The following is a 13,960-nucleotide window of genomic DNA, read 5'->3' on the forward strand; positions in this document are numbered from 1 at the left end:
TCGTCCCACCAGCCGTCGCGGATGGACAGGTTCAGCCCGCCGTTGAGCGCGCTCTTCATCCCCGACGTTCCACACGCCTCCAGCGGGCGCAGCGGGTTGTTCAACCAGACGTCGCAGCCCCAATACAACAGCCGGGCCATCGACATGTCGTAGTCGGGCAGGAACGCGATGCGGTGGCGCACCTCAGGCCGGTCGGCGAACTGCACGACTTGCTGGATGAGCGCCTTGCCTCCGTCGTCGGCGGGGTGCGACTTGCCGGCAACGATCAGCTGGATCGGCCGCTGTTCGTCGAGCAGCAGCTGTTGCAGCCGGTCCGGGTCACGCAGCATCAGGGTCAGCCGCTTGTAGGTCGGGACTCGACGAGCGAACCCGATGGTCAGTACGTCGGGATCGAATGCCGTTTCGATCCAACCTAATTCGGCCTCCGGCGCACCGCGTTCGAGCCACGAGCGACGCAGCCGGGACCGGACGTCGTCGACCAGCAGCGCCCGCAGTTGCGAGCGGATCCACCACAGATGACCGGCGTCGACCTCGTTTAGTCGCAGCCAGACTCCTGGGTCACTGAACGCCGCGTCGTCCGGCCCCACCAATTCGCGACCGAGCTCTAACCATTGCCTCGCCGCCCAAGTCCGGGCATGGACGCCGTTGGTGATCGAGCCGATCGGCACCTCGTCGGCGTCGAATCCGGCCCACAGCTCATTGAACATCGCTCGACTGACCCGGCCGTGCAGAAGCGAAACGCCGTTGGCGCGCTGTGCCAGCCGCAGGCCCATGTGGGCCATGTTGAACTTCTCCGGATCGTCCTCGGCGCCCAGTGCCTGAATCCGGGCCAGCGGCACACCCGGCAGCAGCGCAGGACCAGTCTCGCCGGCCTCGGCATCTGCAAAGTACTGCTCCACCATCTCCATCGGAAACCGATCGATACCGGCAGGCACCGGGGTGTGCGTGGTGAAAACCGTGCTGGAGCGCACCACCGTCAACGCGGTATCGAAATCCAGCCCGGCATCGACGAGTTCGCGGATGCGCTCGGCACCAAGGAATCCGGCGTGGCCTTCATTCATGTGGTACACCTCGGGCGCGGGCAGCCCTTCGATGGCGGTGAAGGTCCGGATGGCACGTATCCCGCCGATGCCGGCCAGGATTTCCTGCTGCATGCGATGTTCTTGATCGCCGCCGTAGAGGCGATCGGTCACCCCGCGTAGGTCGTGCTCGTTTTCTGGAATGTCGGAATCCAGCATCAGCAGCGGTACCCGACCGACCTGCGCTACCCATATCCGCGCCCGCAGCCGTCCGGAGTCCGGCAGCGCCAGCTCAACCAGCGCCGGCTCGCCGGCGCCGTCGGTGAGCAACCGCAGGGGCAGACCCTGCGGGTCCAGCGCCGGATAGGTCTCGTGCTGCCAACCGTCGGCAGTCAGCGACTGCCGGAAATAGCCGGAGCGGTAGTACAGGCCGACCGCGATCAGCGGCAATCCGAGATCCGAGGCGGACTTCAGGTGGTCGCCGGCCAGGATTCCCAAGCCACCCGAGTAGTTCGGCAACACCTCGGCGACGCCAAACTCCATCGAGAAGTAGGCGATGCCGTTGGGCATAGCGGCGCCGTTGCCTTCTTGCTGCTGGTACCACAGCGGGCGGCTCAGGTAATCGTTCAGCTCGGCGGCCAGCGCATCGAGGCGATCCAAAAAGCCGCTGTCGAGCGCCAGTTCGTCGAGCCGAGCCGGGCTCACTGCGCCGAGCAGGGCTACCGGATCCTGAGCGCACTTGGCCCACAGCGCCGGCTCGATCGCCTCGAAAAGCTCCTGCGTCGGCTGATCCCACGACCACCGCAGGTTCGTCGACAACTGTTCGAGCGCCCCCAGGCGTTCCGGAAGGTGAGCACGGACCGTGAACCTACGCAGGGCTTTCACGCGTTCCTACCTTACTGACCAGACACCGGGGTTCGCCTCCCGAACAACGCGCACATCCCTGCCCCGGGTGTGGCCCGACACTACGGTGGGTATTGGGCGCAAAGAGCTTGTCGCCTGAGTAGCGACTCAAGAATCAGAACGGAGTGACGGTGCCCGGTCGTGTCGAGATCGATGACGTCGCGCCCGTCGTATCGTGTGGCGCGTATCCGGCAAAAGCTGTGGTCGGTGAGGTAGTTCCAGTCCGCGCGACGGTATGGCGTGAGGGTCATGACGCGGTTGCAGCGACGCTGGTGGTGCGCTACCTCGGCGCGCGCTATCCGCAAGCCGGCGAAACCCGGCGGCTCAAGGCGGTGCAGGCCCCCTTAAAGACCGCATCAGTGGCCGAACCCGCCGCCGCGCCGCTGCCCCGGGTCAAGCCGCTGCTGCTGCCGATGAGCATGGGCGAGGAGCCCTACGTGTTTCACGGTCAGTTCATCCCCGACAGCGTCGGGTTGTGGACGTTTCGGGTGGACGGTTGGGGTGACCCGATCCACACCTGGCGGCACGCCATCGAGGCCAAGCTGGAGGCCGGCCAAGGCGAGTCCGAACTGTCCAATGATCTGCTGATCGGAGCACAGCTATTCGAACGCGCCGCGACCGGTGTCCCCCGGGGCTCGCGCCAACCGTTGCATGCTGCCGCCGCAGCTTTGCAGGCGCCGGGCGATCCGGTTTCCAGGGCCGCGCTCGCGCTGAGCCCCGAGGTCGACGAACTCTTGACGCAGTACCCACTGCGCGAGCTGGTCAGCCGCGGCGAGCAATACGGGGTGTGGGTGGATCGGCCGCTGGCCCGCTTCGGCTCGTGGTACGAAATGTTCCCCCGCTCGACCGGTGGCTGGGACGCCAAGGGAAACCCGGTGCACGGCACCTTCGCCACTGCGACCGGGGCATTGCCGCGAATCGCGCAGATGGGCTTCGACGTGGTGTACCTGCCGCCGATCCACCCGATCGGCAAAGTTCACCGCAAGGGCCGCAACAACACCGCGACAGCGGTCCCCGGTGACGTCGGGTCGCCGTGGGCGATCGGAAGCGATGAGGGCGGTCACGACGCGGTGCATCCGCAGCTCGGCACGATCGAGGACTTCGACAACTTCGTGGCAGCGGTGCAGGACTTGGGTATGGAGGTGGCTTTAGATCTGGCGCTGCAATGCGCGCCCGATCACCCATGGGCCAAGCAACATCGCCAGTGGTTCACCGAATTGCCCGATGGCACCATCGCCTACGCGGAAAACCCACCGAAGAAGTACCAGGACATTTACCCGATCAACTTCGACAACGACCCCGCCGGTCTGTACGACGAGGTGCTGCGTGTGGTGCTGCATTGGATGGACCATGGAGTGAAGGTTTTCCGCGTCGACAATCCGCACACCAAGCCGCCCGACTTCTGGACCTGGCTCATCGGCCAAGTGAAGGCCATCGATCCCGACGTGTTGTTTTTATCGGAGGCATTCACACCGCCGGCACGCCAGTTCGGCCTAGCCAAGCTGGGCTTCACCCAGTCCTACACCTACTTCACCTGGCGCACGTCGAAGTGGGAGCTCACCCAATTCGGCGAGGAGATTCCCTATCTCGCCGACTTCCGTCGTCCCAATTTGTTCGTCAACACCCCAGACATCCTGCATGCCGTCTTGCAACACAATGGCCCGGGCATGTTCGCGATACGTGCGGTGCTGGCGGCAACGATGAGTCCCGCATGGGGGATGTACTCCGGTTATGAGCTCTTCGAACACGAAGCCGTGTTGGAAGGCAGCGAGGAGTATCTCGACTCCGAGAAGTACGAGTTGCGACCGCGCGACTTCGCCGGCGCACTGGCAGCGGGCCGATCGCTGGAGCCATTTATCGCTGGGCTGAACAAGATTCGTCGACTCCATCCCGCTCTTCAGCAGCTGCGCAACATCACGTTTCACGCCGTCGACAACGACGCACTGTTGGCGTACAGCAAGTTCGACCCGGTCACCGGCGACTGCGTGCTAGTTGCGGTGACGCTTAACGCGTTCGGGCCGGAAGAAGCGACGTTGTGGTTGGACATGGCCGCATTGGGTATGGAGCACTACGAGCGGTTCTGGGTCCGAGACGAGATAACCGGCGAGGAATACCAATGGGGACAGGCCAACTACATACGGATCGACCCTGGCCGCGCACCCGCTCACATCATCAACATGCCGCTCATACCGTCCGAATCCAGAATGGCGCTCTTGCGCCGGAGGTGACGCCCCGATGAAGTCCAAGTCCACCGACCAACTCGCCAGGACCCACTTGGCGCCCGAACCCAGCGACTTGGCCCGCCTGTTGGCCGGTGAGCACCACAACCCGCACGGCATCCTCGGAGCCCACGAGTACGGTGACCACACAGTCATCCGATCCTTCCGGCCGCACGCCACCGAAGTCGTCGCACTTGTCGGCCAAGACCGGTTTCCACTGCAACACATCGACTCCGGATTGTTCGCGGTGGCACTGCCATTCGTCGACCTCATCGACTATCGCCTCGAGGTGAGTTACGACGGTGCCGGTTCGAATACCGTTGCCGACGCCTACCGCTTCCTGCCGACGTTGGGCGAAGTCGATCTGCATCTGTTCGGCGAGGGACGCCACGAACGACTGTGGGAGGTGCTGGGTGCGCATCCACGCTCGTTTAAGACCGCAGATGGTGTGGTTCAGGGTGTGTCGTTCGCCGTCTGGGCGCCCAACGCCAAGGGTGTCAGCTTGATCGGGGAGTTCAACGGCTGGAACGGCAACGATGCCCCGCTGCGCGTTTTGGGCTCGTCGGGAGTATGGGAGTTGTTCTGGCCGGACTTCCCGCCCGATGGCCTGTACAAGTTCCGGGTGCACGGCGCAGACGGCTCCATCACGGACCGCGCGGACCCGTTCGCATTCGCCACCGAGGTGCCGCCGCATACGGCGTCGCGGGTGAACGTGAGCACCTACCGATGGACCGATGACGACTGGATGACGGCGCGGGCCCAGCGCAATCCGGTGTTCGAGCCGATGAGCACCTATGAAGTGCACCTGGGCTCGTGGCGGCCGGGCCTGTCTTATCGCGAGCTTGCTCGTGAGCTGACGGATTACGTTGTAGCGCATGGGTTTACCCACGTCGAGATGCTGCCCGTCGCCGAGCACCCGTTCGCCGGATCGTGGGGATACCAGGTCACGTCCTACTACGCGCCGACGTCGCGGTTCGGTTCCCCAGACGAATTCCGGGCCCTCGTCGACGCGTTGCACCAGGCCGGAATCGGCGTCATCGTGGACTGGGTCCCGGCCCACTTCCCCAAGGACGCATGGGCCCTGGGCCGTTTCGACGGCACACCGCTATACGAGCATTCCGACCCTCGGCGTGGCGAGCAACTCGACTGGGGTACTTACGTATTCGACTTTGGCCGTGCCGAGGTGCGCAATTTCCTGGTGGCCAATGCGCTGTACTGGCTCGAGCAATTCCACATCGACGGCCTGCGGGTAGACGCCGTCGCATCGATGCTTTATCTCGATTATTCGCGTCCGGTCGGCGGCTGGACACCGAACATCTATGGCGGCCGGGAGAATCTGGAAGCGGTGCAGTTTCTGCAGGAGATGAACGCCACAGCGCATAAGGCCGCACCGGGCATCGTCACCATAGCCGAAGAGTCGACGTCGTGGCCCGGTGTGTCGCGGCCGACTAACGTTGGCGGCCTGGGCTTTTCGATGAAGTGGAACATGGGCTGGATGCACGACACGCTGGACTACATCGGCCACGATCCGGTGCACCGCAGTTACCACCACCACGAGATCACCTTCTCGATGCTCTATGCATTCAGCGAGAACTTCGTGCTACCGATCAGCCATGACGAGGTCGTGCACGGCAAGGGCACGCTGTGGTCGCGGATGCCGGGCAACGACCACGTGAAGGCGGCGGGCTTGCGCAGCCTGCTCGCGTACCAGTGGGCACACCCGGGTAAGCAGCTGCTGTTCATGGGCCAGGAATTCGGGCAGCGCGCCGAATGGTCGGAGGAACGCGGCCTGGACTGGTTCCAACTCGACGAGAACAGCTTCTCCACCGGGATCTCGTGCCTGATCAACGATCTCAACACGATCTACCGCGGCCACCCCGCACTGTGGAGCCAAGACAGCAAGCCCGAGGGCTATTCCTGGATTGACGCCAACGACTCCGCCAACAACGTGTTGAGCTTCCTGCGGTACGGCAGCGACGGCTCGGTGATGGCGTGCGTGTTCAATTTCGCCGGGGCGGAGCACAGCGGCTATCGTCTCGGCCTGCCCACCCCGGGCCGGTGGCGTGAGGTCCTCAACACCGACGCGACCAACTACAACGGCACCGGTATCGGCAATCTCGGCGGTGTCGACGCCACCGACGAGCCATGGCATGGCCGCCCGGCATCCGCGGTGTTGGTGCTGCCGCCGACCTCGGCGCTGTGGCTCGAGCCCGAATAGGCGACTAGTACAGGGCGTTGGCGAGGTTACGCCGCGCGGCGATGACGTCAGGGTCGGCGGCGTCGAAGAGCTCGAACAACTCGATCAGCCTTGTGCGCACCGAGGTCCGCTCTTCGCCGGACGTCCGCCGCACCAACGCAACCAATCGGTCAAATGCGGCCTGGACATCCTGGTTGAGAAGCTGCACGTCGGCGGCGGCGAACGCGGCTTCGATGTCGTCAGGAGCGGCATCGGCGCGGGCCACAGCCTCGGGTCCTTGCGCGGTAGCACGCATCAGGAAAGCGAGCTGGCGCACCGCACCCTTCGCTTCGGCGTGGTTCGGATCGTCATCCAGGATCGCCTGATACGAATCGGAGGCGGCGGCGAAGTCACCGTCTTGGAGTTGCTGGCGCGCCTGCGCGAGCGCCGGGTCCACCGCCTCGGGTTCCTCGGAAGTCGTTGCGCCGCTAAGTTTGCCCGATGTTGCCGACAGCAGTGAGTCCACCCAGCGGCGCAGCTGATCGGCTGGCTGAATGCCTTGAAAACTCGAAAGTGGTTGGCCCGCAGCTAAAGCCACGACGGTAGGAACCACTTCGACACCGAATATCTGGGCCACACGTGGAGCTGTGTCAACATTGACGCTGGCCAGCGACCACTTGCCGTTGTCCGCGGCGGCCAGGCCGGACAGCACGTCGGCCAATTCGAGGCAGACATCGCTGCGCGGCGACCACAACAGCACGACAACCGGCACCTGGTTGGACCGCAGCAGCACCTCTTCTTCGAAGTTAGCTTCGTTGACCTCGGTGCCGATGGGCTTAGACGATCCTGTCGACTCCCCCGCGGCCGCATCGCTGCTGGGCGCGGTTTGCTTGAGCCCGGACAAGTCGACCGCGCCCGCCATCGCAGGGCCAGCCGGAGGTCGGGGACGGGTCACGTCGTCAAGTTTGGCATGTGGCGTTGCGGCCTGGGCCACCCGGTTGCCGGTCTTGTAGGCGGCCATATGACCAAAATCACATCAGCTGTCAATTTTGCCCGGGCTCACCGAGCCAGCAACCATCGTTGCGACGGAATCGCATACCGCGCAGCGCCGCTACCAACCAGTAACTAACCCGCGCGCAGGATTAGCGCGTCGCCCTGACCGCCTGCGCCACACAGCGCAGCGACGCCGTAACCAGAGCCGCGGCGGGCCAGTTCGAGCGCCGCATGCAGCGTGATCCGAGCGCCCGACATGCCGATTGGATGCCCGATGGCGATTGCACCGCCGTTGACGTTGACGATGTCGGGATCAACGCCCAGTTCCCGTGTCGAGGCAAGCGCCACCGCGGAAAACGCCTCGTTGATTTCCACTACATCGAGTTGGTCGACGGAGATCCCCTCACGGCTGAGAGCCTTTTTGATTGCGTTGGCGGGTTGCGACTGCAGCGTCGAATCGGGACCGGCAACCACGCCGTGTGCGCCGATCTCCACCAGCCAGGACAGCCCCAGCTCGGTGGCTTTGTCTTTGTTCATCACGACCACTGCGGCCGCGCCGTCGGAAATCTGCGACGCCGATCCGGCCGTGATGGTGCCGTCGCGACGGAACGCCGGCTTGAGCCCACCCAGCGATTCGGCGGTGGTATTGGCGCGGATGCCCTCGTCCTCGTTGAACTGCAACGGATCACCCTTGCGTTGCGGGATGGTCACCGGCACGACCTCGTCGGCGAAGACGCCGTCCTTCCACGCCGCGGCGGCCTTCTGGTGCGATCGCGCAGCGAATTCGTCCTGCTCGAGACGGGTGAACTTGTCGACGTCGTTGCGTTGCTCGGTCAGCGCGCCCATCGGCTGGTCGGTGAAGACGTCGTGCAGGCCGTCATAGGCCATGTGGTCCAACACCGTCACGTCGCCGTACTTGTAGCCCGACCGGCTGTCCATCAGCAGATGCGGCGCCTTAGTCATCGACTCCTGGCCGCCGGCCACCACGACGTCGAACTCACCCGCGCGAATGAGCTGGTCAGCCAGGGCGATGGCATCGATACCGGAGAGACACATCTTGTTGATCGTCATGGCCGGCACATCCCAACCGATACCGGCCGCCACCGCGGCCTGCCGGGCGGGCAACTGACCAGCCCCGGCGGTCAGCACCTGGCCCATGATCACGTACTCGACCGCAGAGGCGGGCACGTCGGCCTTCTCCAGGGCGCCGGCGATCGCGAGGCCACCCAGATCGCTGCCGGAGAAGTCCTTCAGCGAACCCATCAATTTGCCGATCGGGGTGCGCGCTCCAGCAACGATCACCGACGTCGTCATGACTACCTCCAGGGGTGGGGTTCAGCGGCCGATTCTGCGGATCGCAGAAGCAGAATCTTTCCCGTCAGGTTACCGTTACGTTATGACCACCGATCAAGTTGACGTCCGTCAAGTACTCGCCACCGCGTTGGTGACGGCGGTCGACCATGTCGGTATTGCGGTCCCTGACCTCGATGACGCCATCGCGTGGTATCACGACCACCTGGGCATGATCGTGCTGCACGAGGAAGTCAACGCCGATCAGGGCATTCGCGAGGCGATGCTGTCGGTGCGCGGCGCCCCGATCGGCAGCGCGCAGGTGCAGCTGATGGCCCCCATTGACGAGTCGTCGGTGATCGCCAAGTTCCTCGACAAGCGCGGGCCCGGCATCCAGCAGCTGGCCTACCGGGTCAGCGACCTGGAGACCCTTACCGACCGGCTGCGCGAGCAGGGTGTCCGGCTGCTCTACGACGCGCCACGGCGCGGCACAGCGAACTCGCGAATCAACTTCATCCACCCCAAGGACGCCGGTGGAGTTCTGATCGAGTTGGTCGAGCCGTCGGCCGACTCGGACTCTGCGCACTGAATTTCTTCAAGACCACTTTCGGGTGGGCGCGCGGGTTGCCCGATTAGCCCAGCACGAGGTGTGCCAGTGCCGCCGGTCGTCGATCGCTACCTCACCGGATTCTGCTAGCCACACCACTACATGGGCTGTGCCCGAAGAGATTTCGTGATCGCAACCGGGGCAGCGATATGTCTTGCCAGCGCGCGCGGCGGCGACCGGTCGCACCTGGTAGTCGTAGCCGTCGGGCCCGGTTTCCACCCGGTGTTGCACCGGCAGCGGCCGAAACGGCTGCATACGCGGTGGAGTACGGCGCCGAGGCATGCCTCCAGTCTAGTGAGCCAGCTCAGAATAGCCGGAACTCGTCTGAATCCATTCCGCGCATCTTGTCGTAATCCAATGTCAAACAACGGATTCCGCGATCGATTGCCAAAGTTTTCGCTTGCGGCTTAATCTGCTGTGCGGCGAAAACCCCGCTCACCGGCGCCAGCAGGCTATCCCGGTTGAGCAACTCCAGATAACGGGTGAGCTGCTCGACCCCGTCGATCTCCCCGCGACGCTTGATCTCGACCGCGACCGAGTGGCCCTGCTCGTCGCGACACAGCAGGTCGACCGGCCCGATCGCTGTCATGTACTCGCGGCGCACCAAGGTATATCCGTCGCCCAGCAGCTCGACATGCTCGGCGAGCAACGCTTGCAGGTGGGCCTCGACGCCGTCCTTGACCAGGCCGGGGTCGACGCCCAAATCGTGGCTAGAGTCGTGTTCGACGTCCTCGATGGTGATGCGCAATTGCTCGCCGGCTTTGTTCTGCACCACCCAGACCGGCACCGTGCCGTCCAACTCCTCGGTGAGCCAACACGGCGGGCTCATCCAGTTCAGCGGCTTGTAGGCACGGTCGTCGGCATGCACGCTCACCGAGCCATCGGCCTTGACCAGCAATAGTCGACGGGCCGATGGCAGATGAGCGGTGAGTCGGCCGAGATAGTCCACCGTGCACTGGGCGATGACGAGACGCACGCGACTCACCTTAAGCGGGAGCCCAGAAGACGAATTAGGCTGACGCCACGATGACGGCCAAGAGAACAACCGCGCAACGGCTGGGCCGGCTGCTGGAGCGGGTAACCCAGCAGAGCGGTCGGCTGTCGGAGACACCGGAGTACGGCTCGTGGCTGCTCGGGCGGGTGGCGGAGAGCCAGAGCCGCCGGCGGGTGCGCATCCAGCTCATCATCACGGTCTTCATCGTCGCGACCAACCTGATCGGCATCGGTGTCGCGACCCTGCTGCTGACCATCGCGTTCCCGATCCCAAGTGTCTTCAGCGACGCGCCGCTGTGGCTTACCTTCGCCGTCACGCCAGCCTATATAGCCGTCGCGCTGGCGCTCGGCGTCTACCTGATCACCAATCGACTGATAACGGCCCTGCGGTGGGCAATCGAGGAGCGCAAGCCCACCCCTGCCAATGAGCGCGCCACCTTTTTGGCTCCCCTGTGGCTGGCACTTGGCGTGCTTGCTCTGTGGGGAATCGGAGCTGCCTTATTGACGACGCTTTACGGGATGTCCAATAGCACCTTCATCCCGATCGTGGGTTTCTCGATAAGCTTCGTCGGCATCTTGGTGGCCACCGCGTCTTATATGTTCACCGAGTTCGCGTTGCGCCCGGTGGCCGCCCAGGCACTGGAGGCGGACCGCGCGCCGCGACGGCTGGCACCGGGCATCATGGGCCGCACCCTGACCGTGTGGTTACTGAGCTCGGGTGTCCCGGTGCTGGGCATCACGCTCACCGCGTTCTTCGCCCTGGTGCTCGGCAATTTGAGCAAGACCCAACTGGCGATTGCGGTGCTCGTCATTTCCACCGCCACCTTGGTGTTCGGGTTTGTGTTGATGTGGATCCTGGCTTGGCTGACGGCGACGCCGGTGCGGGCAGTGCGATCGGCGCTGCGGCGCGTCGAGCAGGGCGATCTGCGAGGCGATCTGGTGGTCTTCGACGGCACGGAACTCGGGGAGCTGCAGCGGGGTTTCAACTCGATGGTCGACGGCCTGCGAGAGCGTGAACGAGTGCGCGACTTGTTCGGCCGTCACGTGGGACGCGAAGTCGCCGCCGCAGCCGAGCGCGAACGACCAAAACTCGGCGGTGAAGAGCGCTATGTCGCAGTCGTTTTCGTCGATATCGTCGGCTCGACACAATTGGTGACGAGCCGCCCCGCCGCGGAAGTCGTCCAGTTGCTCAACCGCTTCTTCGCGGTGGTAGTCGAAGAGGTCGATCGCCATTGCGGACTGGTCAACAAATTCGAGGGCGATGCGGTGCTCGCAGTCTTCGGCGCACCCAACCGGCTCGAACGACCAGAGGAGCAGGCGCTGGCCGCAGCACGCGCGATCGCGAGTCGACTCGACAGCGAGGTCCCCGAATGCCCCGCCGGTATCGGGGTCACCGCCGGGAAAGCGGTCGCGGGAAACGTGGGCGCAAAAGAGAGGTTCGAATACACGGTCATTGGCGAGCCGGTCAACGAAGCCGCCCGACTGTGCGAACTAGCTAAGGACGAACCGGGCCGACTACTGGCATCCTCGGACACCGTCAACGCGGCGGGTGAAAATGAGCGGGCCCATTGGTCTTTGGGCGAGACAGTGACGCTGCGCGGGCACGACCAGCCGACGCAGCTGGCAGCACCGGTGTAGCGGGTCGATAGTCGACTCGGCCACGACGATGTCGGTTTTCCGCCAGTAATGTCAGTGGTCGGGTGTAATTGTTGCAACCGTGCATGACGACTTCGAACGCTGCTATCGGGCCGTGCAATCCAAGGATGCCCGGTTCGGCGGCTGGTTCGTCACCGCGGTGCTGACCACCGGGATCTATTGCCGCCCCAGCTGTCCGGTCCGGCCACCCTTCGCCCGCAATGTCCGGTTTTATCCGACTGCAGCGGCCGCCCAACGCGCCGGCTTCCGGGCATGCAAGCGCTGCCGCCCGGACGCGTCGCCAGGCTCGCCAGAGTGGAACATCCGCGGCGACCTCGTCGCCCGGGCCATGCGATTGATCGCCGACGGCGTGGTAGACCGCGAAGGTGTCACGGGGCTTGCCGCCCGACTGGGCTACACCACGCGACAGCTTGAGCGCCTACTACAGGCCGAGACCGGCGCGGGCCCGCTTGCCCTGGCCCGCGCGCAGCGCACGCAAACTGCGCGGGTGCTGATCGAGACAACAGATCTACCGTTCGGCGACGTCGCTTTCGCCGCAGGCTTTTCCAGCATCCGCCAATTCAACGACACCCTGCGCATGGTCTGCGACAGCACTCCGACGCAGCTACGCAAACGCGCGGCCGCGCGGTTCGGGCGCGAGGGCGCCTCATCCGGGACAGTGTCGCTGCGCCTACCGGTGCGGGTTCCGTTCGCCTACGAGGGGGTCTTCGGTCATCTGGGCGCCGGCGTGGTGCCTGGATGCGAGGAGGTGCGCGACGGCACATATCGGCGCACCCTTCGGCTGCCGTTTGGAAACGGGATCGTCAGCCTGACACCCGCCCCCGATCACGTCCGATGTCTGCTGGTGCTCGACGATTTCCGCGACTTGACGAGCGGGATCTCGCGTTGCAGACGGTTATTAGACCTTGACGCCGATCCGGAGGCGGTGATCGAGGTATTGCAATCTGATCCGGCGCTGGCGCCGGTTGTCGCCAAGGCACCCGGGCAACGCATACCCCGGACCGTCGACGAAGCCGAACTGGCCGTGCGGGCGGTGCTGGGTCAGCAGGTATCGACCAAGGCCGCGCGAACCCACGCGAGCAGACTCGTCGCCGCATACGGTCAGCCGGTGCACGACGCCGACGGCGCGCTGACGCATACCTTTCCGTCTGTCGAGCAGCTCGCCGACATCGATCCGGCCCATCTCGCGGCCCCGGAGGCACGCCGGCGGACAGTGACCGCGCTGATCGCCGGGCTGGCCGACGGCAGTGTCGTCCTGGACACCGGCTGCGACTGGGACGCGGCCCGCCAGCAGTTGCTGGCTCTGCCCGGTATCGGCCGCTGGACCGCAGAGGTAATCGCCATGCGCGGCCTAGGCGACCCTGACGCCTTTCCCGCCAGCGATCTCGGATTGCGGTTAGCTGCCGAGCAATTGGGCTTGCCGGGCGCTCAGCAGGCACTGATTTCACGAAGCCGCCCGTGGCGCCCTTGGCGCTCGTATGCCACCCAGCACCTGTGGACCACGCTGGAGCATCCCGTGAACCACTGGCCATTCAAGGAGATCGCATGATCCACTACCGCACTATCGAGAGCCCGATCGGTCCGTTGGCGTTGGCCGGCCGGGGCGATGTGCTGACGAACCTGCGCATGCTGAACCAAACCTACGAACCGAACCGCGCTGATTGGGCGCCCGACGACAGGGCCTTCCCGGATGTGGTTAACCAGCTGCAAACATATTTTGCGGGCAAGCGCACCGATTTCGACCTCGAACTCAGCCTGGCCGGCAGCGAGTTTCAGCGGCGCGTCTGGGAGGCGCTGCTGACCATTCCGTACGGGGAAACCCGATCGTATGGACAGATCGCAGAACAGATCGGCGCGACCGGCGCCGCTCGCGCCGTCGGGTTGGCAAATGGCCATAATCCGATCGCCATTATTGTCCCGTGCCACCGGGTAATCGGTGCAAGCGGAAGCCTTACTGGATACGGCGGCGGTCTTGATCGGAAACGGTCGCTATTGGAGATGGAGAAAAACGTGAAATCGGGGAATTTGACGCTTTTCGATTAGCATCTGTGGACGCAAAAAAGGGCGCCTTTGTGGGGTGCCCTTTTTTGTGTGTGTTCGGCGG

The 13,960-nt window shown here is 64.5% G+C and carries 11 protein-coding genes; 6 read left to right on the top strand and 5 right to left on the bottom strand.

Features of this window, described 5'->3' with window-relative positions:
• A partial coding sequence (gene glgP / locus WBF82_RS07135) for an alpha-glucan family phosphorylase (RefSeq protein WP_424382366.1) occupies nucleotides 1-1,904 on the bottom strand: 1,904 nt, incomplete at its 3' end.
• A 149-nt stretch (nucleotides 1,905-2,053) separates the two neighbouring features.
• Here glgP and WBF82_RS07140 point away from each other — a divergent pair.
• Both WBF82_RS07140 and glgB read left to right on the top strand, forming a co-directional pair.
• Nucleotides 2,054-4,150 (top strand): alpha-1,4-glucan--maltose-1-phosphate maltosyltransferase, encoded by a 2,097-nt coding sequence (locus WBF82_RS07140; protein ID WP_424382367.1) that lies wholly within the window; start codon nucleotides 2,054-2,056, stop codon nucleotides 4,148-4,150.
• 7 nt (nucleotides 4,151-4,157) lie between these two features.
• Entirely contained in the window at nucleotides 4,158-6,359 is a 2,202-nt protein-coding gene (gene glgB / locus WBF82_RS07145; protein WP_424382368.1) for a 1,4-alpha-glucan branching protein GlgB, read from the top strand.
• 4 nt (nucleotides 6,360-6,363) lie between these two features.
• On the opposite strand, the gene WBF82_RS07150 is transcribed toward glgB, so the two are convergent.
• Both WBF82_RS07150 and WBF82_RS07155 read right to left on the bottom strand, forming a co-directional pair.
• The gene (locus WBF82_RS07150) at nucleotides 6,364-7,272 is read right to left on the bottom strand and encodes a co-chaperone YbbN (protein ID WP_424382376.1); all 909 of its coding nucleotides are present in this window, start codon (nucleotides 7,270-7,272) and stop codon (nucleotides 6,364-6,366) included.
• A 170-nt stretch (nucleotides 7,273-7,442) separates the two neighbouring features.
• Entirely contained in the window at nucleotides 7,443-8,624 is a 1,182-nt protein-coding gene (locus tag WBF82_RS07155; RefSeq protein WP_424382369.1) for an acetyl-CoA C-acetyltransferase, read from the bottom strand.
• An 82-nt stretch (nucleotides 8,625-8,706) separates the two neighbouring features.
• Between WBF82_RS07155 and mce the strand changes: the two genes are divergently transcribed.
• Nucleotides 8,707-9,189, top strand: coding sequence for a methylmalonyl-CoA epimerase (mce, locus tag WBF82_RS07160; protein WP_424382370.1), 483 nt, complete (start codon nucleotides 8,707-8,709; stop codon nucleotides 9,187-9,189).
• A 6-nt stretch (nucleotides 9,190-9,195) separates the two neighbouring features.
• Here mce and WBF82_RS07165 read toward each other — a convergent pair whose 3' ends face one another.
• A complete protein-coding gene (locus WBF82_RS07165; protein ID WP_424382371.1) occupies nucleotides 9,196-9,489 on the bottom strand; it encodes a hypothetical protein in 294 nt (97 codons plus the stop codon).
• A gap of 22 nt (nucleotides 9,490-9,511) precedes the next feature.
• On the bottom strand, nucleotides 9,512-10,183 hold the full coding sequence (gene nucS, locus WBF82_RS07170; RefSeq protein WP_424382372.1) for an endonuclease NucS: 672 nt from the start codon (nucleotides 10,181-10,183) through the stop codon (nucleotides 9,512-9,514).
• A gap of 50 nt (nucleotides 10,184-10,233) precedes the next feature.
• Here nucS and WBF82_RS07175 point away from each other — a divergent pair, with 50 nt between their 5' ends.
• From WBF82_RS07175 to WBF82_RS07185, 3 genes are all read left to right on the top strand, one after another.
• Nucleotides 10,234-11,838 (top strand): adenylate/guanylate cyclase domain-containing protein, encoded by a 1,605-nt coding sequence (locus WBF82_RS07175; RefSeq protein WP_424382373.1) that lies wholly within the window; start codon nucleotides 10,234-10,236, stop codon nucleotides 11,836-11,838.
• Nucleotides 11,839-11,917: 79 nt separating this feature from the next.
• Nucleotides 11,918-13,405, top strand: a complete 1,488-nt coding sequence (locus WBF82_RS07180; protein ID WP_424382374.1) for an AlkA N-terminal domain-containing protein — start codon at nucleotides 11,918-11,920, stop codon at nucleotides 13,403-13,405.
• Entirely contained in the window at nucleotides 13,402-13,899 is a 498-nt protein-coding gene (locus tag WBF82_RS07185) for a methylated-DNA--[protein]-cysteine S-methyltransferase (RefSeq protein ID WP_424382375.1), read from the top strand. Before WBF82_RS07180 ends, WBF82_RS07185 begins: the two co-directional genes overlap by 4 nt.
• Nucleotides 13,900-13,960 lie beyond the last annotated feature (61 nt).

The sequence above is a fragment of the Mycobacterium sp. genome (assembly GCF_049673265.1).
Classification (GTDB): Bacteria; Actinomycetota; Actinomycetes; order Mycobacteriales; family Mycobacteriaceae; genus Mycobacterium.

Excerpts from the sequence above, each read along its gene's own strand:
- mce (WP_424382370.1), top strand. The coding sequence starts at position 8,707 with ATGACCACCGATCAAGTTGACGTCCGTCAAGTACTCGCCACCGCGTTG.
- WBF82_RS07185 (WP_424382375.1), top strand. The coding sequence starts at position 13,402 with ATGATCCACTACCGCACTATCGAGAGCCCGATCGGTCCGTTGGCGTTG.
- WBF82_RS07175 (WP_424382373.1), top strand. The coding sequence starts at position 10,234 with ATGACGGCCAAGAGAACAACCGCGCAACGGCTGGGCCGGCTGCTGGAG.
- glgB (WP_424382368.1), top strand. The coding sequence starts at position 4,158 with ATGAAGTCCAAGTCCACCGACCAACTCGCCAGGACCCACTTGGCGCCC.
- WBF82_RS07155 (WP_424382369.1), bottom strand. The coding sequence starts at position 8,624 with ATGACGACGTCGGTGATCGTTGCTGGAGCGCGCACCCCGATCGGCAAA.
- WBF82_RS07165 (WP_424382371.1), bottom strand. The coding sequence starts at position 9,489 with ATGCCTCGGCGCCGTACTCCACCGCGTATGCAGCCGTTTCGGCCGCTG.